The sequence below is a fragment of the Flavobacterium sp. 3HN19-14 genome, from assembly GCF_051373205.1.
Taxonomy (GTDB): Bacteria; Bacteroidota; Bacteroidia; order Flavobacteriales; family Flavobacteriaceae; genus Flavobacterium.
The window spans coordinates 2,566,479-2,592,541 of the sequence record NZ_JBPPZT010000001.1; the positions used below are offsets into that span (position 1 = coordinate 2,566,479).

The following is a 26,063-nucleotide window of genomic DNA, read 5'->3' on the forward strand; positions in this document are numbered from 1 at the left end:
GCCTTAATGGTTTTTAAATTTAACCGGAATCCAGATTTCTTCCTCCGATTCCGGATGGTTATTTTTATATCTTTCCCCTAAAATTTCAAAATACGGACGGTAATCAGGTTCATAACCTGAAGCCGGCAACCAAATTTGGAAAATGCTCTGATAAAATTCCTGCGCGTCTGTTGGATTTCCTTTATAATCGAATACGGCATAAAGTCCGGGTTCAATAATCAATTGATTCATCCCCGAAGGCAAGTCTTCAAAATCTGCAACGGCAACAGCGGCCGATTTTTCAAAAGCTGAATTTGGATTGAATTCAGAAAAAAAACCATTCGCATAAATTTGAACTGAATACAATTCTGTCCCGACTGCATTTGTTATTTCCTTCTTTCGCGGCATAAAATTGCTCCACAATTGAAACGTTTTATTTTCAGAAAATGACATTGTAAGGCGCATTCCTGCAAGTTTCATTTCTGTTATTGTTGTAATTCTGGGCAGCATATTACTGATTGTTATTAAGTTGGCAATTTGTCGCGTGAAATTAACCAATAATCTTCTGAATTTATTGGCGATACCGTAATTATGTAAGATTTTATCTTTAACTTACAAATGCAAAGTCTGTCGATGCAGTAAATTTACTACAAATGAAAAACAGTAACGTAATAATCATCGGAGGTGGGCTCGCTGGTTTAACCGCAGCCATCCATTTGTCCAGAAATGGGCTTGACGTTACTTTGATTGAAAAAAACAGCTATCCGAAACATAAGGTTTGCGGCGAATATATTTCAAATGAAGTGCTGCCATATCTCGATTGGCTTGGGCTCGACATTGCAACTTTAAAACCGGTTTTAATAAAAGATTTAGAATTTTCTACTGTAAAAGGCAACACTATTAAAACCAAATTACCCATTGGCGGATTTGGCGTCAGCCGATATGCGCTTGATAATTATTTGTATGAAAATGCACTTTCTGCCGGCTGTAATTTCATCAATGGAAATGTAGAAAATATAGCGTTTGAAAACGATAATTTTAAAGTAATTACATCAGCTAAAGAAGTTTTCACTGCTACGATTGCCATCGGCGCCTTCGGAAAAAGATCTAATATTGACCACCAATTGCACCGCGAATTTATTGAAAAGAAATCACCCTGGTTGGCAGTAAAAGCACATTATTCAGGAAATTTTTCTGACGAAGTCGTAGGATTGCATAATTTCAAAGGTGGTTATTGCGGTGTTTCAAAAGTAGAAGATAACGCAATTAATATTTGCTGGCTGGCGAATTTCAAGACTTTCCGGCAATTTAAAAATATCGATGAGTACCAGAAAGAAGTACTTTGTAAGAACCCGAATCTGAAAGTCATTTTCGAAAAATCCGAATTGCTTTTTGACAAACCACTCACCATCAGCCAAATCTCATTCGACCATAAAAAAGCAGTTGACAATCATATTTTAATGATTGGCGACACCGCCGGATTGATTCATCCGCTTTGCGGAAACGGCATGGCAATGGCCATTCACAGTGCGAAAATTGCATCGGAACTGATTTTAGATTTTACAGAAAATACAATTTCAAGAGCAACTTTGGAAAAAAAATATTTCCAAACATGGAATAAGAATTTCAGCAAAAGAATCAAAACCGGGCAACTGATCGCGCGGCTTTTGCAACAGCACAAATTATCCGAAGCTGTCTTGCGAATCTTCATTTTAATGCCATTTTTACTTCAGGTAATCATCAAAAGGACCCACGGAAAACCAATACAATTAAGCCATGCTGCCTGATACGACTTATACGAGCAGAACCAGTCGGAAATCATGGATGATTTTGCGATGAAAGGAGAAACGCTGCGCGATGCTTTAGACAAAATAGCCGCGCTGAACAAGTTTTTGGGAGGCAATAAACTTACGTTAAATGGCGTCAAAAAATTGATTGCCGAAATTCCTTTGCAAAAAAAGGTTACAATTATTGACGTGGGTTGCGGTAATGGTGACATGTTGCGTTATCTGGCTGATTATGCCCGGGAAAATAAAGTAAATTGCCAATTTATTGGAATTGATTTGAATGAATTCACGATTGATTATGCCCGGAAATTATCAGAAATTTATCCTGAAATAAGCTTTCAATGCCTCGATATTTTTAGTCAACAATTCATTGATTTAAAATATGATATCGCATTGTGTACCTTAACGTTACATCATTTCAAAAATAAAGAAATTGTTGACGTAATGAATATCCTGAAAGCCAACAGCAAAAACGGAATTGTTATCAACGATTTACATCGAAGCCAGCTTTTCCTACGTCTTATTTCAAATCGTTTGTTTCTTCTTCAGGCTTGATTATATGACGCGTAATGACGGCTCGATTTCAATCTTACGCGGCTTTCGCAAAGAAGAACTGATTGCCTTTTCCAAACAACTTAACCTAAAAAAATACAGCATCCGCTGGAAATGGGCCTTCCGCTACCAATGGATCATACAGACAGCATGAGTGTAAAAATTACCAGCGTGGCAAAAGCGCTACCGCAATATTCGCGAACCACAGAAGAAATATTGCCTTTTTTAAATGCCTGGCTTGACGGTCAGGACGAGCGTTTTATCCGAAAAGTGAAGAAGATTTTCGAAGGCGCGGCGGTCGATAAAAGATATTCGATGATGGAACCGACTGAAGTTTTCACAAACACTTCTTTTGAAGAACGCAACGACATTTATACACGCGAAGTCACGATTTTAGGGGAAAAAGCGTTACAGAATGCACTTGCTAAAACCAATTGGAAACCGACTGATATCGATTACATTATTACGGTCAGTTGCACCGGAATCATGATTCCGTCTTTAGATGCTTACCTCATTAATAAAATGCAGTTGCGACAGGATGTTGTGCGATTACCAGTTACCGAAATGGGTTGCGCAGCAGGAATTTCCGAACTGATTTACGCAAAGAATTTCCTCAAATCCAATCCCGGAAAAAGGGCGGCTGTGATTGCCGTTGAAAGTCCGACTGCGACATTCCAGCTTAATGATTATTCAATGGCCAATATCGTGAGTGCCGCAATTTTCGGCGATGGAGCGGCTTGTGCTTTGGTTTCTTCGCATAAGGATGACGAAAGGCCGGAAATGCTTGCCGAAGCGATGTACCATTTTTATGACAACGAGCATATGATGGGCTTTAAGTTGACGAATTCTGGCTTGCAGATGGTTTTGGATATTGAAGTTCCGGATACGATTGCAGCACATTTTCCGAATATTATCAATCCGTTTTTAGAAAAAAATGAATTGAAAATTGCCGATGTTGATCATTTGATTTTTCATCCGGGTGGTAAAAAAATCATCCAGACGGTCGAATCATTATTTGCAGATTTAGGCAAAAACATCAATGATACCAAGGAAGTTTTAAGATTATATGGCAATATGTCAAGCGCAACGGTCTTATATGTTATGGAAAGAATCATGGATTCCAAACCAAATTCAGGAGAAAAAGGCCTGATGTTGAGTTTCGGCCGGGATTTTCAGCCCAGACGATTTTATTGCAGTTTTAATTCGTGTAAATTTGTGCAATTCGTATTTGTAAAATGAAAGAAATCCTGTCAAAATTGCCTTATTCCAAACCATTTCTTTTCGTTGATGAAATTATTCATATAAACGAAAATGGGGCAGAGGGCACTTTTACTTTTGATGAAAATCTCGATTTTTATAAAGGTCATTTTAAAGATTTTCCGGTAACGCCGGGCGTAATTTTAACCGAAGCCATGGCGCAAATCGGAGTTGCCTGTTTAGGGATTTTTCTGTTGCAGGAGGAATCCGAAACGCCAAATATCGCCATGACTTCGTCAGAAATCGAATACCTGAAACCGGTTTTCCCGAATGAAAAAGTAACCGTGATTTCAAAGAAAACATACTTCCGATTCGGGAAACTGAAATGTGAGGTCAGCATGAAAAACCAAAATGGCGAGGAAGTCTGCAAAGGCACCATCGCCGGAATGATTACAAAATTATGAAACAACGCGTCGTCATAACCGGACTTGGAGTTGTCGCGCCGAATGGTGTCGGACTTGACGCTTTCACGGAAGCGATTAAAAACGGCGTGTCTGGAATCCGTTTTGACCAACAACTTAAAGATCTCGAATTTTCCTGTCAGGTTTCTGGAAAGCCTGATATCTCTGCAGAGAAATCACTCGAATATTTTACCGAACTTGAATTGCGCAATTTCAATAGTTCCGGAATCCTTTACGGCGTAATTGCCGGAATTGACGCATGGAAAGATGCAGGTTTATCACTCGAAAACAACGATGACCCCGATTGGGACTCTGGTACCATCTTTGGAACCGGAACTTCGGGAATTGATAAATTTCGCGAAAGCATCTACAAAATAGACGAAAAACAAACCAGGAGATTAGGTAGCACGGCTGTCGCACAAACCATGAACAGTGGCGTAAGCGCTTATCTTGGCGGAAAATTAGGCTTAGGAAACCAGGTCACGACCAATTCATCTGCCTGCACCACCGGAACAGAAAGTATTTTAATGGCTTTTGAAAGAATACAATCCGGGAAAGCAAAAGAATCTTAGCAGGAAGTACGAGCGACAGCCGGCTCTATATTTGGGTGGATTTGATGCGATGCGCGTATGTACCTACAAACATAATGATGAGCCTGAAAAAGCATCAAGACCAATGTCGGCGAGTGCCTCAGGATTTGTGCCGGGAAGCGGAGCAGCAGCATTGTTGCTGGAAAGTTTAGAAAGCGCTTTGGAAAGAGGCGCGAAAATCTACGCAGAAGTTTTAGGCGGAAATTGCAATTCAGGCGGACAAAGAGGCGAGGGGACGATGACAGCGCCGAACAGCGTTGCCGTACAAAAATGCATTACCGACGCACTCAAAGAAGCCAATGTGGATCCGGGTGAAATTGACAGTATTAACGGGCATCTTACAGCAACTACAAAAGACAGTCTTGAAATCAGGAATTGGAGCGAAGCGTTGGGCAGAAGCGGCAACGATTTTCCTTATATCAATGCACTTAAATCAACCGTTGGGCATTGCTTGTCGGCTGCGGGAAGTATTGAATCTGTTGCGACTGTGCTTCAGGTGAAATATGATTTTGTTTTTCCAAATACGAATTGTGAAGATTTGCATCCGGAAATTGCAGAAGTCATTGACGCTTCGAAAGTTCCGCAGCAATTAATCAACAAAGAAATAAATACCGCGATAAAAGCCAGTTTTGGCTTTGGTGACGTCAACGGATGTGTTATCTTTAGAAAATATACCAAATAAATCATGACAAGAGAAATTATCATCGGGAAGCTCAAAATTATCGTTAAGCCTTATGTGCGCGAACAGGAAGCTTTTGAAAGCCTTACAGAAAATACAGATTTCATCAATGACCTGAAAATCAATTCTGCCAACCTCGTAGATATTATTCTTGACATAGAAGAAACCTTTGAAATCACGATCGACACACCGGAAATGGAGAAAATGCTCGACGTAAAATCGACAATCGACCTTATCGAATCAAAAATTTAAGATGATTGGCAATGACGTCATCGACCTGAATCTGGCCGCCATTGAAAGCAATTGGAAGCGAAAAGGCTGGATTGAAAAAGTCTTTGCGCCTTCAGAAAGAGAAATCATCGACAATTCCTGTGATAAAAATCTAGCCGTTTGGATTTTATGGAGCATGAAAGAATCTGCATATAAAATCTACAATAGAAATACCAAAATTCGCGGTTATTTTCCACAAAAGTTGGTTTGTTCCGAATTGATTTTTGAAGATGAAATTATTTGGGGGAAAGTCAGTTTTGAAGACTGCATCTTCTATACAAAAACTACTATAAATAAAGATTTTGTGCATACGATTGCAGTGTCAGAAAGCAATATTTTTGATAAGCTAAATGTAAATTTTTCAAACAATTACAATTCAAAAATCAAAGCTGAAAATATTTTCAAAGATAATTTTGGCATTCCATTTTTGAGAAATAAACGCACAAGAGAAGCAGAAATAGTGTCCATTTCACACCATGGGAAATTTTGTAGTTATTTATCTACAATAACGATGTAGTATAAATCGGTTTTTTGTTTATATTTGTCAAACCCCCAAACAAAAAAACATATGGAAATTGATGACGTTTTCGGAGTCACATTATTGATTAGCAGCGTGTTTATTGTAGCACTTACAGTAAAGTTCTATTCAAAATTAATGAGTGAAAACATCCGGAAAAACAAAATGGAGAAAGTAAAACAGTAGTTTTATTTTTGAAATTTATTTATCCCGAGTCTCGATTTTAGCTTCAGGAAAAGCAGTCCGATTGTATAGGCATCTTCTGAAGCGGAAACCCTGTCTGTCGCCGGAATTTTGAAAGCACCGCTCAATTCTTCGAGGCTGAAATGCTTTTCACCGGTTACTTCCTTCCATTTTCTGTACATTACTTCAATATCTAAAGCTTCGTTGCGAAGCCTTCCGCATTGCATTTTTTCAAGCGCTTCGTTGATGATTTCTACATCGAAATCTACGCGATGCCCGATAATAGTTGCATTTCCGAGGTATTCAACAAATTCCTGAATGGCTTTTGGTTCGAGTTCTTTTGGCTGGTGGCTTTCGATGATGAATTCATTTGAGAGGCCATGATCGTGATTGTATACATATTGCAGTAAAACGACTTCATAACTGTCGCCAATGCGAATCGAATCATTTTCAATGGCAAAAGCACCAATCGAAAGTATGACATCTTTTTTATAATCCAAACCTGTCGTTTGTGTACTTAAGACGACATAGCGCGACGACTTCTTTTCCATCCTTGATAGATAGACTTTCCAGAAATCGGGATAATCCCGGTTGATATTTTTGAGCCAGTCGAGCATCAGGAGAAATAAGTGAGTTGGAATTTATTTTTGATGATTTCTTCGAGGTCTTTCAACGGTAAAAAACAGTTTTTCAGTCTTTCCTTGTCGGCTTTTGACAAATCTTCGAGCGAAATATATTGCCCGTCAGTGCCATTTTTCAGTCCGTCAATCGTGCGAAATTTCAGCAATTGCAGGAAAGCTTCAGCTGCGCTTACATAAATATCAGCATATTTTGGTTCATCAATCGCCAATTGCTTGAAACGCGAAAATGTATTGTTGATGCCTTTGATTTCGTGGCTTAAAATCAATACACGGGCCGCATCGACATATTGCAGGATGCCACGGTTTTTAATATCGAACAAATCTTTGTGCTCGCCTTCTTCTTCAACATTGAATTGCTTGAAAAAGCTTAATGGTGGTGGTTTCCGTAAGGCTTCCGTCCCTAAGAAAGCGAAGAATTTCTTGTTCTTTTTAGTGTTTTTATAGATATTTTCTGTCAGTGCTTCTTCAATCTGGATTTCGCCAAAAGCAATCTCGTAATCGAAGAAAATACCATAGCCTTCATCGGTTTTATTGCCAGGCGTATTCATCCATTCATCGTATTGCTTTTTCCAGTCGTCAAGCGATTTGCACCAAACAGCATTGCTTGCCATGTGACCATACGGACATAGCGGATACCCAGTGAATTCAAGCGTTGTAACGACGCGTTTGGACAATTTCAGGAAATAATCCTTAACGTCGCGGTGTTTGTCAGCGGCAACATTTTCAAAAACCAAAAAGCTATCCTGATCAGATAATAACAATTGTTCTTTTCTGCCCTGGCTTCCAATGCTTAACCATGCGAAACGGGCAGGAGGGGAGCCAAAATCAAGAATTGCGAGATCGACAGCGCGCTTGATAATCGCCATATTCACTTCGCCTGCAATATTGTCAATGTGGGAAAGCGGAATTTTTTTATCGATGGAAATCCGTATGAAATCTGCTAACTTTTCTCGTAAATGGCGCAAATCATCAGGATTTGAAGCACGTTTGATTTCCTTGATCAAAACACCCGGATTATTCGCCTGCGCAGCAATTAAATCATGTTCAGAAATGACACCTTTAATTTCGGTTTTATCAGAACCATCAGCGGTGACACACAAATGCGTGACGTTGTGGCGCAGCATGAACAATTGCGCTTCAGCCAACGAAAGATTTTCAGGGACTGTAATGACCGGCGATGACATTATATTATGAACTAAAGTCGTAATATAAAACCGACCGGTTGCGACCTTCGTGCGCAAATCAGCATCGGTTACAATTCCGACAGGGCGATTGCCTTCGTGAATGATAACGCATCCGGAAAGATTGTCGGTCATCAATTGCGCAACATTCTGCACAATTGCCGTTGGTGCTGAAAGCAATGGTTTTTTATTGTAATCGAGCGACTGGAAGAATTGAATTTCCGTCTGGCTGTCTATATATTGAACGGTATCGTTGATTAATTTTCCTTTCGGATTTCCTGTCGAAGTGCGCGTTGCAGTGCTTGCAAAGCTTTGTAAAAGAAACTCCAAAACCGCATAATTATTCACCACAAAAGGCCGGAAAGTAGTAATCGGAATCGCATAAACGACACTTTCCTCACGTGCTTTTGCCGTCATCATATAATTATTCTTGGCGAAGAAAGGTCGTAAGCCTAAAATATCACCGGCAACACATTTGTTCAGTAAAGTTTCTTCTGCGTCAGCAATAACCGAAAGATTGATCACGCCCGAGGCCACAACATAAAAGCAATCGTGCAACGGATCATTGATCTGAAAAAGTACTTTATTTTTTTCTAAATTAATAACGCGGATATCCATCGCGACCTGCGTCAGTTCGTCAAACGATAAATCGGAAAAAGGCGGATAAGCTACGAGGAAGTCGGCAATGCGTTCGGCTATACTGTTTTTCATACAAATCTTAAAGTTTTTAAAATTACTAAATTTAAGGCGACTATGAAAATCGGCGGGACTAAAATATTATTAAATTTTATTTAACGTTCGTCGCCAATCACGCGTAGGAATTTTACGTAAATTTAGCCAACTTAAAATCAAAAATATAGTATCATGAATGAAGTAAAAGCATATGCGGCGTATGATGCCGAAACTCCTTTAAAGCCATTTGAATTCGAAAGAAAAGATGTTGCGCCCAACCAGGTGCAGATTGAAATTTTATACAGCGGCGTTTGCCATTCTGATATCCATACCGCGAAAGGGGATTGGGGCCGGCAATTTACCCGCTTGTTCCGGGACACGAAATCGTTGGGAAAATTGTAAAAATCGGTTCCGATGTAACCAAATTCAAAGTTGGCGAACTGGCAGGCGTGGGCTGTTTCGTTGACTCCTGCAGACAGTGCGAAAATTGCAAAGCCGGAACTGAGCAATTCTGTGATGAAGGCATGACCGGGACTTACAACAGTTACGAACGCGGCACGAATATTCCGACTTACGGCGGTTATTCAACAAGTATTACGGTTGATGAGAATTATGTTCTGCATGTTTCCGACAAATTGCCGTTGCAGGGCGTTGCGCCTTTATTATGCGCCGGAATTACGACTTATTCGCCTTTGAGATATTGCAAAGTTGGTAAAGGGCATAAAGTCGGCGTTTTAGGCTTAGGCGGATTAGGGCACATGGCGGTGAAATTTGCTGTGGCTTTTGGGGCAGAAGTAACGATGCTAAGCGGAACACCATCAAAAGAAGCTGATGCGAAAAAACTGGGCGCGCATCATTTTGCGTTGACTTCAAACCCGGAGACAATGGCGTCTTTGCAGAATAGCTTCGATTTTATACTGAATACAGTTTCAGGCCTCACCATTACAATCAATACCTGAATTTATTACGCACCAACGGAACGATGATTGTTGTAGGTGCGCCACCAACAGCGGCAGAAATTCCGGCTTTCACCTTAATTATGAAACGAAGAAGCATTATCGGAAGTTTAATCGGCGGCATCGCAGAAACCCAGGAAATGCTCGACTATTGTGCAGAACACGGTATCACTTCTGAAGTTGAAGTCATCAATATGGATTACATCAACGAGGCTTACGACCGAATGAATAAAAGTGATGTAAAATACCGTTTCGTAATCGATATGGCGTCATTGAAATCTTAAAACTATTATAAATACGGTTGACAGATTGCGGTTTGTCTGTAAATTTACGCGTCAACCATAAACCAGAAATTATGAAAATCAAAACAAGAATTGCTATTTTATTCCTTGCTCTAGGGATGTCAGGATTGATGAACGCACAGGATAAGAAGCCAGCAAGTCCGGCTGCGACAGCGACAGGAAAAATTAACGGCGCTACAATTGCGATTAATTACAGCAGCCCGTTTGTAAAAGGCAGGGAAATCTGGGCGGACTCGTTCCGTTCAACGAAGTATGGCGCGCAGGAGCCAACAATGCCACAACTTTCGAAACTGACAAAGAGATCACAGTTGAAGGAGCAAAATTACCTGCCGGTAAATATTCGTTTTTTGTAATTCCCGGAAAAGAATTTTCTACAATCATTTTCAATAAAGTTGCTGAACAATGGGGTGCTTACAAGTATGAAGAGTCGCAGGACCAGCTTCGTGTGAAGGTCAAGCAAAAAGCTTCGGCTGCTTTAACCGAAAGCCTGGTTTACAAAGTCAATAAAGATAATGTAACATTGAGCTGGGAAAAATGGGATTTCCCTATCAAAGTGCAATAATAAAAACGACATTTTATTATTAATTCAAAAAGAGGCATTGTTCCAATCGGGCAATGTCTTTTTTGCATAAAATACGTACCTTTAAGTTTAAAATATACTATTATGAGCGATAGCAAAAATTCGTTTGATCAAAGTTTGGATAATATTTTTGTAGCAGAAAATGAAATTCCGGAGCAATTTCGCATAGAAGAAATCCACCAGCGCGAATACCTCGTCGATGGGAAGATGAAACCGTGGAATGGCGCCGTACATGAAGTTTACTCACCAATATACACCAAAACCGAAACTGGTTTAAAGCAAAAATTAATCGGAAGCTATCCGTTATGCACCGAAACTGAGGCACAGGAATGCCTTGATGCCGCAGTTCTGGCGTATAAAGACGGACGCGGGGAGTGGCCAACCATGAGCGTTTCTGAGCGCATTTATCATGTGGAGCAATTCACAGGAAAAATGATTGCCCGCAAAGACAAGGTTGTCAATCTAATTATGTGGGAAATCGGGAAATCTTACGCAGATTCAGTAAAAGAATTTGACAGGACAGTTGAGTATATCTATGCGACAATTGATTCATTGAAAAACCTCGACAGGGATTCTTCTACATTTGAAATCGTCGATGGCATTGCGGCGCAGGTGAGGCGTTCGCCACTCGGAGTAGTACTTTGTATGGGCCGTATAACTATCCTTTAAATGAGACATTTACAACTTTAATACCTGCTTTGATAATGGGCAATACAATTTTGTTCAAACCGCCAAAATTCGGTACATTGTTGCACTATCCATTGCAAGAAGCTTTTCTCGAAAGTTTCCCGAAAGGTGTTGTGAATTTGCTGTATGGAAGAGGAAATGTTATCATACCGGGATTAATGCAATCAGGAAAAATCAATGTGCTGACATTAATCGGTTCGAGTAAAGTCGCCAATGAACTCAAAAAACTGCATCCGAAAGTCAACAGATTGCGTGCGGTTTTAGGTTTAGATGCCAAAAACGCCGCGATTATTACCTGTAAAGCTGATATTCCGTTAGCAGTTAAAGAAGTGCTGACCGGTTCGTTATCATTCAACGGGCAAAGATGCACAGCTTTGAAGATTGTCTGGGCGCACCGCGATATTGTTGAGGATTTTCTGCAGCAATTCAGCAAAGCGGTTTCAGAATTAAAATACGGAATGCCATGGGAAAGCGGGGTTTCATTGACACCATTACCGGAACCTGACAAAGTAAATTACCTCAATGATTGCATTAAAGATGCTGAAGCCAACGGCGCGAAAATCATCAATGAAAATGGAGGAAAATCAGTCGCTTCGTTTTATTATCCCGCAGTCGTATATCCTGTCAACAAAGACATGAGGCTGTATCACGAAGAGCAATTCGGGCCAATTGTGCCTGTAGTCCCGTTTGATGATCTGGAAGAAACGATCCAATATTTAATCGACGCGAAATATGGCCAGCAAGTGAGTCTTTTCACGAATGATGCAGACGAACTCTCTGCATTGATTGATCCGTTGGTGAATCAGGTCAGTCGTGTGAATGTAAATACGCAATCACAACGGGTCCGGATAATTTTCCGTTTACGGGAAGAAAAGACAGCGCCGAAGGAACTTTGTCAGTTTCAGATGCCATCAGATCATTTTCAATCAGGTCATTGGTAGCTTTTAAAATGAACGATAGCAACAAGAAATTAATTAATGAAGTCGTTAACGAAGACAAATCAAATTTCCTGAGTACGAAGTTTATTTTTTAGGATATTTCAAATTGAATAAAACACCGTTACCGATAGCGGTGTTTTTTATTGTGCATACAAGCACATAGATTTAGTTGAAGGCCATTGTTTACAGTAGGTTTCAAAATATTCTATTTTACATAATATAAATTATATTTCATTTGTAAGACAATTTCTAACCAAATGAATTATGAAGAAAACCTATCAAAAAAACTACGGTAAACGGCTTATGGCTGTCTGCGTTCCAAAGATGCACCATTTTCCGTTTACCGTTTTAAATTTTCGACGAACGCTTCGAAAATTCGGACGCTCTACACAACTTGGAAATACTGTTTCGTTTTCCGCCCACGGTGGCGGTTCATTTAAAGTTACATGTCCTGTTGATATTACAAAATCAAACCAGTTTAAAATGTATTGGTTTCATCAGCCTGAATTCGAACCTTTTGAAATGGTTGAATATACTTTTCACGCTGATTCATCTAAACAAGTCCTCGAAAAACTTCTTAAACACGATTTGATATGATTGCTGTAAAAATCATTTATGCTCTCGGCATTACTCTTCAACTTATAATGATAATCTATAACTATAAACTTTCTAAAAAATGGCAAAACAAGAATTAACTCAAAAGGAAAAACGCATTAAATATTTAACAGATGGTATTCGTGAATATAGAAATGAATTTCCTGATTCAATTATTCAAAATTGGCAACGCCAGCTTAATTGCTTATTAAACCGTTGCCAGCCTCATACAATAACATATTTTATGTCTTAATTATGAGCTCTCAAAAAAAATATCAGATTACTATCGAGACTGCTTCTGGTTTTCACGATTACACATATAAAACTAAAAAGCAATTTTTACAGGATTACGAATTGTTTTGTCGTCGTGATACAATTATTTCTGTTGTTGCAACGATGCAAATGATTTTTTCTTTTCCTCGTAAAAGTGCCCGTTAGGTATAACGGGCACCAACTCACCCAAACCCGAAAACAAAGTCTATTAACTCGCTAAAATCAATCTTATGAAAACAATCCTTATGTTTCTGTGGTCTGTTGTTACAGGCTGTGATTATTACACCGAAACCTTATCAGGGTCTGTAGAATTATCTCAAAATTCAGACCGGATTACTGATAAATATTACAATGGTATTTCACTTTATTGTAAACCTTATTCAAAAAATGCTAGGTCTATTTGATTGCATAGTCGGTCAGCGTTATTTCTGCATCAACCGTCTTTTTTATTTCAAATGCCTGTCAAATGATGGCTTTGATTTAAAGGTTGCTGTTGAAACTATGGACGCTGTTATGCACCGCACCATTCCGATTTCTGATGATGAATTATACACTATAAAACTTGCAAATGAACGATAAAATTATCCCTTATGAACCCGATAAATATTTGTTATCTATTGATTATCTTATCTGCAATCTGCTGGATAAGTCAGACGAACCGACCCCCGAATCCATCAGCCTGAAATTCATTGGCACGGATTTCCATTTTGAATTACAGGAGTTTGGTACGACTGTATTCAAGCATCGTTATTTTGTCAGTTATAACAATGAAAAGATTGGCGTACTACTCGCCTGTCCTCACTCGCCTGTTATTGCTTCTAACCTGATGCAATTCCAGTTTGAAAACCATTTATTTTATACAAAACAGTTATATGAACTCAAAAAGATTTTATCAGATTTTTGTGATATTGGCGGGTTGCATTTCAGTGCTGTCAATCGTCTCGATGTCGCTATTGACTTGGTTAATACTGAGGATTTTTATCAAAATACCGTCTTACGTATCCTCAATAATGATTTGGTTATCTCCGGTAAGGATAAAAAGGTTTCTCCGTACTATGTCACGGAACAGGGAAAACCAAAACTTACAGGCTTTACTATCGGAAGCCGGACTTCCAGCCGATTCATGCGATGTTACAACAAAACCCTTGAATTGACCAAAAAGCCAAAGGAGTATATCCTGAATGCTTGGGAAGAAAGAAAAATTCCCGTTCATAATGTTTGGCGTCTTGAATACCAAATGAATAATAGCTTTTTTAGGTATCTTGAAAAGGCAATGTCGATAAACAACGAAAACCTTAATCTTAGTGTTTCTGAGCCTGTAACTTGGGGTATCTTCAACCCTCAAACCCTTATGCAGCTAATGGAAGCTGCACAGAAAAACCATTTCGAGATTAGGTATAATACACAGAAAAGCCAAATTAATAAGGAGATGCCTTTTACCTTGATAAATTGGGATTATTTCAAGACGCTCATTGGTAATTTTGCGTGTCATATCCGCAGGGTTAAGAAGATTGTAGAGCCTTCCCTACTTACTGTGAAGCGACTGGTAAAGGGTATGTTTAGGGAGTATTATCAGAGCAAACAGGAAAACGTAAGTTATGTTCTTGGGCTTAATAATCTCATTGATGACTACGATTCTGGATTGACCAATATTCGGCAATGGTTTCATGTAAAGCTGCCCTATTACATCCGTGAATTCGAGAAAAAACAGACTGCTGATTTTGAATTTGATAACGAACTTTTTTCAAACCATCAATTATATGCCATCTAACCACAAAATTACCATTTCTGAACTTGCTGGACTTCTTCAGGTCAATTGGAGAACTGCAAAAAAGCAATATCAAACTGCATTGGATTGTCTTAATCTGAAACGCAAATATCTGATGTTTTCTGATTTAAAAAAGCTTGAAATAGTGTAAAAACGTCTGTATTTTTCTGCATATTTATGCACTTTTATGTATTCTTCTGTACTGTAAATTTTCGTTTGTGAAAACATTTGTGATGCAATAATGCAATAACTAAATTTTTTCACTTATGTTAATTTATGAAGGAACGGGAGTAACAACCGTTAGAAAATCAATCAACAAGCCGTTTGCCGGGCTTTATTTCGGTTCACAACTGGCATTAGAATCCTTGACGGCTCTGACCATCAGAATTTTTATCGAGCGTTCTGGCGGTGACGTCGAGATTTGTCCTGAAATGCCATTCATCGATTTCGTTATGTTGCGTATGAAAGGCACTTCATATCCTTATGCGCTTCGTGGCTCTGTTTACGCTACAACTGCAAAAGTTTATCTAACGCCGGACGAATCGAACGTTGGTCTTAATGACAAGGACGAAATTGTTGTCGAGTTTAAAGGAATGGATTCAACCAAAGCGTATTTCTTCTACGCTGTTGAAGAGCCTACTGCTATGGGCTGGAATATCGTTAACTATCAGAAAAACCAGTTGAAAAACGGCGAGTCAAGCAATAAATTTCCGGTTGCTCAATGGAATGCGATGACCATTAACAAAACCGATTTAATCAGTGAGGTAACCCTTACTCTTGATAATGGTTTTGTGATGAAAAAGGATATCAGGGAATTGGCTTTAGAGCAAGTCGAACTCGATTCTGTGGCTTATGTAAAAGCCGATGGTACTCAGGTCGTCCAGTTGGATAAATTCCTTACAATCCCGCTTGTAGGCGTAACCAATATCGAGATTACGAAAACTGATGAAGCAGCCGTGATTCCGTTTTGGCTCGAAAGATACAAATCTCAATTCGTTACACGATAATGAGCTGGTTTAGCAGACAATTCGAGCGTAAAAAAGGCGGTACTCGTGTTGGTAATTTTCTCCGCAATTTTGTTAATCAAGCCACTTATGGTGTATCTAATGCACTTGGTATTACCGATGGTCATATGGTTGACGGTGATATCAGTAATGGCGAATATCATTATTAATTATGAGTTGGTTTACAAATACATTTAATATGCACACTGTCGTTTCCGCCTTAGGCGGTTCGGCAGCGTCAAGTGGTTCGAGTTCTTCAGGTTCGAGTAGTACGGGTCTTACCTCTGCGCAGACTATACAGGTGAACAATTATATCGCGCAATATATTGCACAGGGAGGTTCTTCTACACGTGCAGCTGCTTTAGCTTTCAATGCTGTGATAACTAATACTCCGATGCCGTCACCTAATGGTGCTCCGGTTGTTCCAAATCAGCCTGCGCCTAATACTGGCGTCTCTCCTATTTTGCAGGGAAACACAGGTATTGTTAATCCGAATACGACTGTCCCAACGACTTCAAGTGGTTCGGGCACTGGATTTGGTCAATTTATTGCTGGTGCATTTAATACCTTAACAGGTGGTTTGCTTGGTTCAGGTGCTAATAACAATGGCTCGCAGGCTAATCAAGCTGGGCATGTTGTTGGAACTGTCGCCAGTAATGTTCTTAATCCTAAAATTAAAGCAGGTCTTAATGATTTTTCGCAACAAAATGAAGGTATTATAAAACCTGCTGTTAATGCTGCTACTAAAATTGGTCTTGAAGCATTGACAAAACAGGCAATCGCTTGGCTTAAAAAGTACGGCGTTCGCCTTATTGGTTTCGGTATCGGTGGCTTTATTGCAATCAAACTTTTAATAAGGCTGTTAGGTGGAAAATCCGGAAAGAGTTCAACAAAGACCTTTAGAAGAGGCAAATAAAAAACATCGCATTTACAGGGTGTACGGTCTCATAGTGATAGCAGATACCGTGTTACTGGTACTTAAGAAATTCAATGAAATCGTACACGTTGTATGCGATATTGTAAAAACAATATTAACAATTAAATTCAATTAAAGTGGCTTGGAATAACAATAATAGAGGTCAGGGTTCGTACCCTAGAAAACAGAATGATTATGCCTATAGTGGCAATTTTAACGCGCCGTTCGCACAAAACCGTCAGGGTTATCAGTCAATGGCGCAAAACCAGCAAGCACCAAAGAAATCAGGTGCTAACTATACGAAAATTAAAAAGGGTGGTGCTGAGGGTTTTTATGCAATCTCGGCTTGGAGAAAGACCCGTTACGGTCTTATGACTGCAAAGGCTTTTCCATGTCAGGAAAAGGGCGGTGGCGTTGTAACACATAAAGGCAAAGAGAAAGGTCATGAGCATATCCGTTATGCCGTTGACGTAGTAATGAACGGTCAGTCTCAAACGTATTTCTGTCTTTTCCGTGTTGATACGCAAAAAATACTTATCAATGAATTGGGTCTTTGTATCAGTCCTAATGGCAGTGGATACACTAGTTCAGGTAAATGTGCTAGGGGTTTTTTCGGTTCTCCTTTTAAAAAATAACTGATGAAAAGATTTATTGAACTTAGTAATAAAATCGCAAAATTCTTCGATTTTATTGACGCTGTTTCTGTCGGTTATAAGGCTTTCAATTCACATTTGGAAAAGTCAAAGTCAGCTGAAGGTGAAACTATAAAAGTAGTTGAAAATGGAGAGTAATATACCATCGATTTTTAAGGCAAAACTGAATGATTCCAAGATTAGTAAAATCATTTCAGTTGCTGAAAAGCTTGGATTTAATCCTTTGTGGCTTATGTTTGTCATGCATTTCGAAAGTGGTATCAGTACTACCGCGACAAACCCTGTTTCAGGCTCTGTAGGTCTTATTCAGTTTACACGTGATAAGGCTGGTGTTTCCTATAAGACAATAAACGGTAAGAGGTATGAATTGAGTGTCATAAAAAATATGACTTTCAATGAACAAATCGGACCTGGTTTACGAGTATTATAAAAATTATGCTCACGATGTTACGTCCGCTATCGATTGTTATTTGGTTACGTTCTTCCCTGTTGCGGTCGGAAAACCATTGAATTATGTGTTAAAGACTTCCTCATTATCGGCGAAACTGATTGCAGACCAAAACCCTATTTTTGACCCTGACCATAATTCACAGGTCACTGTTGCTGAGGTGTTGAACCATTTTCAAAATCTTTACTCATCTGTTTGGCCGTTGATTTCAGCGGGTGCTACTGCACAGTATCTGAAAAATACAATTACTGTTGAAAAGATTGTTAGATATTTCATTCTTCCGTTGGCTGTTTTTTTTTACTCTATCGTTTCGTTAAACGCTTAATTAATCATTAAAAATTAAATCTTATGAAAAATATTTTATTAAAGGTTACAAACCTTTGGAAAACGAATAAAACCGCGCTTTTGGTTGTTGGCGGTATTCTTTTAGTTCTTATTGTCGGACTTGTCAGAAAATTCAAAAAGTAATGTCAGTTTCATCTACAAAAAGTAAAGCCAGTTCAACGACTGGCTTTCTTTCCATTGTAAAGGAATATTGGATGGTCTTGCTTGGTATGTTATTTGCTCTCCCTCTGCTCTATCGCTATTATAAGTGACCAGTCAGATAAGGTTGACAGGGATACTGCTAAAGATTCTGTTAAAGAGGCACAGATTACTGAGGAAACTCGCGTTGCTATTGCAAATGCCCAGCGTACTAATGTTGCCGTTTTGTCTGCTCGTGCTGACGCAATTACTGTTGATAAAAGGTTACATAATGCCGTAATTAATATCGTATATGCTTTTAGGATTAACTACTCGTGGTACAATCCGAAAAGCTGGTATAAATCGCCAATATTTGCGTTTAAACAGTTCAAGGATACTCACATTAACGAGCGTCCTGTTATGGAACGACTTTACAACGAAAATTATGCGCCGGGTCGTAGTCTTCATGAAGATTCCCAGCGATGGTTAAATTTTGAGGATTATCAGAAAATTCACGGCTGGCTATAATCTTTAAATCTATAATTATGAACGGAAATTTTTTGGTTTACGTCAATTCCAACGGGATTCGTAAATGTGTTGATTTGGTTGTTTCGGGAAATGATTTACAGGCAAAAGTACCCGATGACCAATTTTTTATCTTGGCTATATTTTACAATTGCAAGCGCGTTATTTTTCCAAGCCTTACAAATGCAGAGATTGATTGCGCTTACAGCGGTAACTTCAATTACTCTATAAGTAGTTTTCCATCCCGTCCGATGATATTTAATTTTCATCGTTCTGATATCGTATATCTTGATACACCTGTGCCTGTTGTCCAGCCTCCTTTGTATACTAATCCTGTATTCTGCCGTAGGACGTTTGAAGCAAAAATCAGGGTTTCTATAAATGATGCTGAAAAATGGGTTGTTCAGGATTATGACCCGAATTCCGGCACTTGGGCGCCTGATTCCATTTATAGTCCTTATGTCAATAAAGACAGTCACGAGCCGATAAAATTGGCTGGTTTGTATTTTTCAGTAGAGGGTCATGGCATTAGCCTTTCATTGGCTGATAATAAAGCTATCGTGATTAATCCTTTGACTAATGAGTTTTTCTTAAATGCTGCAGAGTTTAACGTCATACCTATTGGAGAGGGCAAACCACACGTTCAAATCAGTGATGATGGTGGTTACTTGGTTTTATCTACAATTCCTTTATTCAATTAACTGATTCATCCATCGGGTGAAATCTGCAAGATTTCCCGATGGTACGTGACATGCGAACTTAGGCGGGGTTCAACCCCCGCCGTAGAACTGGGCGGGGCTGTCCCCCGCCCTATCCAATGAGGCAAGCCGGTAGGCGCAGCCGTTAGTGTAGATAAAGGCTCAAGACGTTAAATTTTGAGCCTTTTATTTTTTTATCTTCCGTCAATTTTATTTCTTTACTAAACGTTTAATCTAAATCTAAAAATTATGAAAAAAATTATTTTAATGCTCGCTTTGGTTGCTGGTTCTGTAGCTTATTCTCAGAAAGTGGAAAAGATTCCATATAAATGTTATGATTTTTTGAAGCTGGCTAAAAAGCATTATAAAGAAGTTCCTGTTGTTGAGGATTGGCAAGTTTCTAAAGATGGACTTGGAATGAAATTTTACTTATATGAAACCGATAGCGTTACTTATAAGTTGTATCCAAACAATCATTTGCAGTCAATGGTTTTAGGTGCTACTGCTGATTATTATGAGGTAAAACATAAGGTTGTTAAGATAATTATAACTGAAGATGTACAGGCAAAGCGTGGTATTGTTGTTATTCGAGATGGAATAAACGAAATGACTTTGTTTGATGATTAATTGTTAATAAGGTTGTTCATAAGTGAAGTTGTCACTTTGGTTTTTCATACTATAAATTATAGTTTAATAAATATACAACTAGCATATAGGGCAAATGCCTTATTTCAAATCAATTTATTAATAACTACTTTTGTTTGTATTATGGGAAACGCATACAAAAACTAAAAAATATACTATGAAAACAACTTTACAAAAATTACCATTGCCGCTGATATTGGCATTTTTGTTTACCAATTTCATTTTCGGACAAGCCGGTTTCAACAATACGTTTATTGTTTTGAACATTAATAATTCCGGAAATACTTACTATGATTTAAATGCGGCGACTTCAAATGCGGATTTTCAAAACGCAAATCTCGGTTCGTTTTGTGTCGGAAATACTTCGGGAATCGTTTTCAAAGGCGCCGAACATAATGTTTACAGATGCGGCTCGTGCGATCTTACAGCAACTGCAATCCATTACAGTATTTATCCGGCTGGAAATCCAAACAACACATTCAGCTCGGTAAGCATCGGCTACCAAAGCGGATTTACAAACGGCTGCGGCGGCGAAGACCAACGCTGGTCAGATATTAGCGCAACAACTGATCTATTATCCGGATTAGCGCCAGGGAATTACGTTTTGGAAGTGTATTCAGATGCTGCAACAACCTGTAACGGAACTGTTTATGCCAGCAATTCAGGAAGTAATTACAAAGCAACTTTCACAGTTACAGGATACGTTACCTATTATGCAGATAATGATGGCGATGGTTTCGGAAATAATTCATCTCAATCTTCTTGTACCGGAGCGCCTGCCGGATATGTCACAAACAATTCCGATTGCAATGACAACCAACTTCAATACGTCGATGCTGATGCTGATGGATATGGCTCGAACACATTGGCAGCCTGCGGCGTAAACAATAATTCAGATTGTAATGACAACCAATTACAATATCTTGATGCCGATGGCGATACTTTTGGCGCGAATATACTTGTAGCCTGCGGTGTTACAAATAATTTCGATTGTAATGACAATCAGTTTCAATATCTGGATGCTGATGGCGATGGTTATGGTTCGACCACTAAAGTAGCTTGCGGCGTTACCAATAACTTAGATTGCAATGATAACCAATTGCAATACCTTGATGCCGATGGTGATGGATTCGGTGCCAATATAACCGTAGCCTGCGGCGTATTCAATAATTCAGATTGTAATGATAACCAGCTTCAATATCTCGATGCCGATGCCGACGGATACGGCTCGAACACAATTGTTGCCTGTGGTGTAACCAATCATACCGACTGTAACGACAATCAATTGCAATATCTTGATGCCGATGGTGATACTTTTCGGGCCAATATAACCGTAGCCTGCGGTGTTCTGAATAATTTCGATTGTAACGACAACCAGTATCAATATCTTGATGCCGACGGCGATGGATATGGATCTAACATAAAAGTGGCTTGCGGTGTTACTAATAATTCAGATTGCAATGACAATCAACTCCAATATCTTGATGCCGACGCCGATGGTTTTGGTGCCAATATCACTGTTGCCTGCGGAGTAACCAATAATTCAGATTGCAATGACAATCAATTACAATACCTTGATGCAGATTCCGACGGGTATGGCTCGAACACGATTGTTGCCTGCGGAGTTCACAATAATATCGATTGTAACGACAGTCAGTTGCAATACCTCGATGCCGATGGCGATGGTTTTGGTGCCAATATCACCGTGGCTTGCGGAGTAATAAATAATTCAGATTGCAATGACAATCAATTGCAATATCTTGATGCAGATTTTGATGGATATGGCTCAACCACAATCGTTGCATGCGGTGTTCACAATAATATCGATTGTAACGACAATCAGCTGCAATATCTCGATGCTGATGCAGATGGTTTTGGCGCTAACATTACTGTGGCCTGCGGTGTTACCAATAATTCAGATTGCAATGACAATCAATTGCAATATCTTGATGCTGATGCAGATGGATATGGATCCAATACAACTGTCGCTTGCGGCGTTACCAACAACATCGATTGCAATGACAGTCAATTGCAATATCTCGACGCTGATGGAGATTCATTCGGTGCAAATATCACCGTAGCCTGCGGCGTTACCAATAATTTCGACTGTAATGACAACCAATTACAATATTTGGACGCAGATAGCGATGGATACGGATCCAACACAACCGTCGCTTGCGGCGTTACCAACCATATAGATTGCAATGACAGTCAATTGCAATATCTCGATTCGGATGGTGATGGTTTCGGGCAAATATTACCGTAGCCTGCGGTGTGACCAATAATTTTGATTGCAATGACAACCAATTGAGATACCTTGATTTTGATGGTGACGGCTTTGGCTCACAAACTTTTATGGCATGCACGGGCGTTTTCAACAATACCGATTGTAATGATTCTGACAATATGCTGTATACAGGTCAATCACTCTACGTAGATTTAGATAGTGACAATTATGATGATGGAAATGAATTTGTATGCTATGGCGCCATCATTCCGCCAGGCTATTCAACCACTACAAACGGAACTGATTGCAACGATAATAATGCAGCACAAAATCCGGGCGCAACGGAAATTTTAGGGAATGGAATCGACGATGATTGCAATGGAATCACAGATGCCTATCCAAACTGCTCCACTCCTACAACCTGGGACGGTAATTCCTGGAGTAATGGCAATCCGGTCGCCGATCAGCCCGCAATCATTTCAGCAAATTATACCGCTAATTCAGACTTGCAAGCCTGCAGCCTGACTGTTGATAATAACGCGCAAGTAATTGTAAATCCGGGATTTGATTTCAAAATTGCCGGTTCGGTAACGGTAAATTCCGGTTCCTCATTGACTTTTGAAAGCAATGCGAATTTGATTCAGATTAACAATGAAGTAAATTCAGGAGATATAATCGTTAAGCGAAATACGTCAATGCGCCGCCTCGATTACACTTATTGGTCATCTCCGGTTGCAGGACAAAACCTGCACGATTTTTCACCAATGACCTCCACTACTCCGTCGAGCCGATTTTATGATATCGACGAAACTACGAATGCATTTGTTTCAATAAATTCGTTTACGACTGATTTCGTTGGCGGAAAAGGCTATGTAATTCGTGCGCCAAACAACTTCCCGACTTCAATTACTCCATTTACAGGAACTTACGATGGGTTACCAAATAACGGAAATATCAATGTTGCCATCACCGCAAATGGTCAAGGTTTTAATTTACTCGGAAACCCCTACCCTTCGCCAATCGATGCCGATTTGTTTTTGGCTGCAAATCCGGGAACCTTGTATTTCTGGACGCATACTGTACAAAATGCTGCTTCGGGCGCTAATTATGCTACTTATAATAATGTCGGGCATGCCAGCGCTTTGGGAAGGCCAACGCCAAACGGAACCATCCAGACAGGGCAAGGATTTTTATTGCACACCGCTTCAGCCGGAAACGCCACATTTACAAATGCAATGCGCGTAGGCAATAATCAAAATCAGTTTTTCCGCACTGTAAATGTAGATAAGCACCGGATTTGGCTCAATTTATCCAACGCAGAAACACCATTAAACCAAATGCTTTTGGGTTATGTTACCGATGCAACACAAGGAGTTGACACTGCTTTTGACGGAAAGATGATTGAAAACGGAAGTTCGCTGACAAGCCTTATCAACGATGAAAAATACGTAATCCAGGGCCGTGCACTGCCCTTCGATGCAAATGATATTGTGCCGCTAAATTTCAAAGCTGATGCTGAAGGCACTTATACCATCACATTGGATCATGCTGACGGACTGTTTTCAGAAGAATCCGGGCAGGAAATTTACCTTAAGGATAACTTAACTGGTACCACGCATAACATCAAACAATCGCCTTATAGTTTTGCAACAGCTCAGGGGAATTTCGCCGATAGGTTTGAAATTGTTTACGAGAATACATCTTTAGGAATTGAAACTCCTGAATGGAATCCTGATAAGATTACCGTTTATAAAGAAAATGGCATCCTCAACATCAATTCCGGAAATACGATTATGAATGATATAAAAATCTACGATGTACGTGGCAGGTTACTTTTTGAAAACAATGCCGTCAACGCTTCAGCAACAAAAGTAAATGCGCTGAAAGCCGAACAGCAAGTGCTTATCCTTAAGATTACAGGAAATAACGGCAACGCCGTCTCGAAAAAAGTGGTTTATTGATTTAATTACATCTGTTGAAAAAAACGCCTTTCGATATGAAAGGCGTTTTTGTTTTTATTTTAAGTTTTGAAACAAGGAAAAATCAATCCTCATTAAAAATCTTCTCGCGGTATTTTTTTCCTATCAGCAGCGTTAGCTTTTGTTTGTAATCTTCAACCAGCCATTCCCGGTAATTTTTGCTGCAGTGGCTCAGGCAGTTGGAATATTTTCTGACGCGGTATTCGATATCATCAGCGAGTTCTTTAGACAAAGCGCGGGCTTCGTTAAGTTCTTCTGTATTGTCGACGCACATCGCTGCATGCTGGTCGATTGATTTTTCGAGAACCACTTTCGAACGCAGGTTTTGAGAAATGGCGATTTTGTGCTCTTCATCAACATCAAATGAAATATCGGCAGTTTTACTAAATTTTGCACGCAATTCATCTGGCATTTTATATTTGAAATGCGTTTCGATTTCAATATCGTCGCGCAGATTTTCCAGGTAAAATTCAGGTGATTTGAAGATGTGCTGCCAATTGACAGGCTCGCTCCAAAGTCCGAATCTGGCGGCATTATTACCCAAATCGATTACGATGAATTCGTCTTTATGCGCCAGTTTTCTCGAGCCGCGGCCAATCATCTGGTAATATAATGTCAGTGATTTTGTAGCGCGATTAAGAATAATCGATTCGACTGTCGGTTCGTCAAATCCTGTTGTGAGAATTCCGACAGAAGTCAGAATTGCATCAGGCGTTTTCTTAAACCAATGCAAAATTTCCTTGCGCTCAACGGGATTACTGGTGTTGTCCAAATGACGAATCGGGTAACCGGCATTCCTGAATGTTTCGTAAACATAAAGCGAAGTGTTGATTCCGTTGTTAAAAATCAAAGTTTTCTTACCCAGCGATTTTTCTGCGTAAGCGTGCAACAACTTTTCCTGCATGACCATATTGGAATACAGGTCGTCAGAGGATTTTACGGTATAATCGCCGTTAATGCCGACTTTCAGAGACGTCAATCCAACATCATAACTATAAGTCGTGGCTTTTGCGAGGAAACCGTTTTCGATTAGCGATGCGATGGTATCGCCTACGATTAATTCATCGTAATTCTCGTTCATCGGCAACTTGATATTAGAACTCAATGGCGTTGCCGTTACGCCTAAAATAAAGGAATTCTTAAACGAGCTCAACAATTTTCTAAACGAATTGTAATGCGCTTCGTCAATAATCACAAGGCCTACATTGTCAATCTGAAGAATTTCGTCGTTGAGTCGGTTCTTTAAAGTCTCGACCATTGCCACAAAACAGGAATATTCCTGCTGGTCGGGAAGTTCTTTGATTTTGCTGTTGATGATTTTGTTTTTGACATCGAAACCCGTAAGCATTTTAGAAGTCTGCTTGCACAATTCGATTCGGTGCGTAAGAACGACGACTTTTTTGTCATTTTTAGACAGATAACGGCGTACGATTTCAGAAAAAATCACCGTTTTTCCGCCGCCTGTAGGCAATTGGTAAAGTAAATGGTAATTTGGCGGCGTATTGTCCATGCGTTCAAAAATTGCATCGATATCGCCGCGTTGGTAGCCGTAAAGCTCTTTTTTTTCTTCTATTTCGAATTCCGGATCGCTGTGTGGCATGGGCTTATCTGTATGGATTTTTTCTGATTTTGCAAAAATACGCCTAAAAACGTGTTATTGGTGCTTTATATATATTAAATTTAGGATTAAATATTTCTG

Annotated in this window: 26 protein-coding genes and 5 pseudogenes; 27 read left to right on the forward strand and 4 right to left on the reverse strand. The window is 39.5% G+C overall.

Annotated elements, in window-relative coordinates:
- Positions 1 to 3: 3 nt before the first annotated feature.
- Positions 4 to 489, reverse strand: coding sequence for a GyrI-like domain-containing protein (locus tag ACSLFW_RS13935; RefSeq protein WP_436556258.1), 486 nt, complete (start codon positions 487 to 489; stop codon positions 4 to 6).
- A 143-nt stretch (positions 490 to 632) separates the two neighbouring features.
- Between ACSLFW_RS13935 and ACSLFW_RS13940 the strand changes: the two genes are divergently transcribed.
- The 7 genes and pseudogenes from ACSLFW_RS13940 (at position 633) to ACSLFW_RS13970 (ending at position 6,032) form a co-directional block, all read left to right on the forward strand.
- Positions 633 to 1,766: an NAD(P)/FAD-dependent oxidoreductase gene (locus ACSLFW_RS13940; RefSeq protein ID WP_436556259.1), complete on the forward strand. Its 1,134-nt coding sequence runs from the start codon at positions 633 to 635 to the stop codon at positions 1,764 to 1,766.
- Positions 1,767 to 1,799: 33 nt separating this feature from the next.
- Positions 1,800 to 2,321: a class I SAM-dependent methyltransferase gene (locus ACSLFW_RS13945; RefSeq protein WP_436556260.1), complete on the forward strand. Its 522-nt coding sequence runs from the start codon at positions 1,800 to 1,802 to the stop codon at positions 2,319 to 2,321.
- A 147-nt stretch (positions 2,322 to 2,468) separates the two neighbouring features.
- Positions 2,469 to 3,520 (forward strand): annotated as a pseudogene (locus tag ACSLFW_RS13950) (type III polyketide synthase).
- 33 nt (positions 3,521 to 3,553) lie between these two features.
- A complete protein-coding gene (locus ACSLFW_RS13955) occupies positions 3,554 to 3,979 on the forward strand; it encodes a 3-hydroxyacyl-ACP dehydratase FabZ family protein (RefSeq protein ID WP_436556261.1) in 426 nt (141 codons plus the stop codon).
- A pseudogene (locus ACSLFW_RS13960) lies at positions 3,976 to 5,248 on the forward strand (beta-ketoacyl-[acyl-carrier-protein] synthase family protein). Before ACSLFW_RS13955 ends, ACSLFW_RS13960 begins: the two are co-directional and overlap by 4 nt.
- Before the next feature lie 3 nt (positions 5,249 to 5,251).
- On the forward strand, positions 5,252 to 5,497 hold the full coding sequence (locus ACSLFW_RS13965) for an acyl carrier protein (protein WP_436556262.1): 246 nt from the start codon (positions 5,252 to 5,254) through the stop codon (positions 5,495 to 5,497).
- 1 nt (position 5,498) lies between these two features.
- Positions 5,499 to 6,032, forward strand: coding sequence for a 4'-phosphopantetheinyl transferase family protein (locus ACSLFW_RS13970; RefSeq protein ID WP_436556263.1), 534 nt, complete (start codon positions 5,499 to 5,501; stop codon positions 6,030 to 6,032).
- A gap of 188 nt (positions 6,033 to 6,220) precedes the next feature.
- Here ACSLFW_RS13970 and ACSLFW_RS13975 read toward each other — a convergent pair whose 3' ends face one another.
- Both ACSLFW_RS13975 and ACSLFW_RS13980 read right to left on the reverse strand, forming a co-directional pair.
- Positions 6,221 to 6,832: a 3'-5' exonuclease gene (locus tag ACSLFW_RS13975; RefSeq protein WP_436556264.1), complete on the reverse strand. Its 612-nt coding sequence runs from the start codon at positions 6,830 to 6,832 to the stop codon at positions 6,221 to 6,223.
- Entirely contained in the window at positions 6,832 to 8,748 is a 1,917-nt protein-coding gene (locus ACSLFW_RS13980; RefSeq protein ID WP_436556265.1) for a DUF294 nucleotidyltransferase-like domain-containing protein, read from the reverse strand. The genes ACSLFW_RS13975 and ACSLFW_RS13980 overlap by 1 nt, the downstream gene beginning before the upstream one ends.
- A gap of 153 nt (positions 8,749 to 8,901) precedes the next feature.
- On the opposite strand from ACSLFW_RS13980, the pseudogene ACSLFW_RS13985 reads away from it, so the two are divergent.
- The 20 genes and pseudogenes from ACSLFW_RS13985 to ACSLFW_RS14080 all read left to right on the forward strand — a co-directional run bounded on the left by ACSLFW_RS13985 (position 8,902) and on the right by ACSLFW_RS14080 (position 24,346).
- Positions 8,902 to 9,949: pseudogene (locus ACSLFW_RS13985) on the forward strand (NAD(P)-dependent alcohol dehydrogenase).
- 128 nt (positions 9,950 to 10,077) lie between these two features.
- Positions 10,078 to 10,134, forward strand: a pseudogene (locus tag ACSLFW_RS13990) (hypothetical protein); the annotation flags it as partial.
- A gap of 56 nt (positions 10,135 to 10,190) precedes the next feature.
- On the forward strand, positions 10,191 to 10,529 hold the full coding sequence (locus tag ACSLFW_RS13995; RefSeq protein ID WP_436557456.1) for a DUF2911 domain-containing protein: 339 nt from the start codon (positions 10,191 to 10,193) through the stop codon (positions 10,527 to 10,529).
- 102 nt (positions 10,530 to 10,631) lie between these two features.
- A pseudogene (locus tag ACSLFW_RS14000) lies at positions 10,632 to 12,267 on the forward strand (NADP-dependent glyceraldehyde-3-phosphate dehydrogenase).
- A gap of 169 nt (positions 12,268 to 12,436) precedes the next feature.
- A complete protein-coding gene (locus tag ACSLFW_RS14005) occupies positions 12,437 to 12,769 on the forward strand; it encodes a hypothetical protein (RefSeq protein ID WP_436556266.1) in 333 nt (110 codons plus the stop codon).
- A gap of 79 nt (positions 12,770 to 12,848) precedes the next feature.
- Positions 12,849 to 13,019, forward strand: coding sequence for a hypothetical protein (locus ACSLFW_RS14010; protein ID WP_436556267.1), 171 nt, complete (start codon positions 12,849 to 12,851; stop codon positions 13,017 to 13,019).
- A gap of 407 nt (positions 13,020 to 13,426) precedes the next feature.
- Positions 13,427 to 13,618 carry a hypothetical protein gene (locus ACSLFW_RS14015; RefSeq protein ID WP_436556268.1) on the forward strand — a complete coding sequence of 64 codons (192 nt, stop codon included), beginning with the start codon at positions 13,427 to 13,429 and terminating at the stop codon, positions 13,616 to 13,618.
- Positions 13,608 to 14,810: a replication initiation factor domain-containing protein gene (locus ACSLFW_RS14020; protein ID WP_436556269.1), complete on the forward strand. Its 1,203-nt coding sequence runs from the start codon at positions 13,608 to 13,610 to the stop codon at positions 14,808 to 14,810. Before ACSLFW_RS14015 ends, ACSLFW_RS14020 begins: the two co-directional genes overlap by 11 nt.
- 263 nt (positions 14,811 to 15,073) lie before the next feature.
- Complete coding sequence (locus ACSLFW_RS14025; RefSeq protein ID WP_436556270.1) at positions 15,074 to 15,814, forward strand: hypothetical protein; 741 nt, start codon at positions 15,074 to 15,076, stop codon at positions 15,812 to 15,814.
- Complete coding sequence (locus tag ACSLFW_RS14030; RefSeq protein ID WP_436556271.1) at positions 15,814 to 15,981, forward strand: hypothetical protein; 168 nt, start codon at positions 15,814 to 15,816, stop codon at positions 15,979 to 15,981. The genes ACSLFW_RS14025 and ACSLFW_RS14030 overlap by 1 nt, the downstream gene beginning before the upstream one ends.
- Before the next feature lie 131 nt (positions 15,982 to 16,112).
- Positions 16,113 to 16,727: a hypothetical protein gene (locus ACSLFW_RS14035; protein WP_436556272.1), complete on the forward strand. Its 615-nt coding sequence runs from the start codon at positions 16,113 to 16,115 to the stop codon at positions 16,725 to 16,727.
- Positions 16,728 to 16,864: 137 nt separating this feature from the next.
- A complete protein-coding gene (locus ACSLFW_RS14040; protein ID WP_436556273.1) occupies positions 16,865 to 17,362 on the forward strand; it encodes a hypothetical protein in 498 nt (165 codons plus the stop codon).
- Positions 17,363 to 17,365: 3 nt separating this feature from the next.
- Complete coding sequence (locus ACSLFW_RS14045) at positions 17,366 to 17,518, forward strand: hypothetical protein (RefSeq protein WP_436556274.1); 153 nt, start codon at positions 17,366 to 17,368, stop codon at positions 17,516 to 17,518.
- The gene (locus ACSLFW_RS14050; protein WP_436556275.1) at positions 17,508 to 17,810 is read left to right on the forward strand and encodes a transglycosylase SLT domain-containing protein; all 303 of its coding nucleotides are present in this window, start codon (positions 17,508 to 17,510) and stop codon (positions 17,808 to 17,810) included. The genes ACSLFW_RS14045 and ACSLFW_RS14050 overlap by 11 nt, the downstream gene beginning before the upstream one ends.
- Complete coding sequence (locus tag ACSLFW_RS14055) at positions 17,776 to 18,153, forward strand: hypothetical protein (protein WP_436556276.1); 378 nt, start codon at positions 17,776 to 17,778, stop codon at positions 18,151 to 18,153. Before ACSLFW_RS14050 ends, ACSLFW_RS14055 begins: the two co-directional genes overlap by 35 nt.
- A 236-nt stretch (positions 18,154 to 18,389) precedes the next feature.
- Positions 18,390 to 18,818: a hypothetical protein gene (locus ACSLFW_RS14060; RefSeq protein ID WP_436556277.1), complete on the forward strand. Its 429-nt coding sequence runs from the start codon at positions 18,390 to 18,392 to the stop codon at positions 18,816 to 18,818.
- Positions 18,819 to 18,835: 17 nt separating this feature from the next.
- On the forward strand, positions 18,836 to 19,516 hold the full coding sequence (locus ACSLFW_RS14065) for a hypothetical protein (protein ID WP_436556278.1): 681 nt from the start codon (positions 18,836 to 18,838) through the stop codon (positions 19,514 to 19,516).
- Between the two features lie 246 nt (positions 19,517 to 19,762).
- Positions 19,763 to 20,140 (forward strand): hypothetical protein, encoded by a 378-nt coding sequence (locus tag ACSLFW_RS14070; protein WP_436556279.1) that lies wholly within the window; start codon positions 19,763 to 19,765, stop codon positions 20,138 to 20,140.
- Positions 20,141 to 20,315: 175 nt separating this feature from the next.
- Positions 20,316 to 22,424, forward strand: coding sequence for a hypothetical protein (locus tag ACSLFW_RS14075; RefSeq protein ID WP_436556280.1), 2,109 nt, complete (start codon positions 20,316 to 20,318; stop codon positions 22,422 to 22,424).
- An 8-nt stretch (positions 22,425 to 22,432) separates the two neighbouring features.
- Positions 22,433 to 24,346, forward strand: coding sequence for a T9SS sorting signal type C domain-containing protein (locus tag ACSLFW_RS14080; protein WP_436556281.1), 1,914 nt, complete (start codon positions 22,433 to 22,435; stop codon positions 24,344 to 24,346).
- Between the two features lie 82 nt (positions 24,347 to 24,428).
- Here the strand turns inward: ACSLFW_RS14080 and ACSLFW_RS14085 are convergent, their stop codons facing one another.
- Complete coding sequence (locus ACSLFW_RS14085) at positions 24,429 to 25,964, reverse strand: DEAD/DEAH box helicase (protein ID WP_436556282.1); 1,536 nt, start codon at positions 25,962 to 25,964, stop codon at positions 24,429 to 24,431.
- Positions 25,965 to 26,063: the final 99 nt, after the last annotated feature.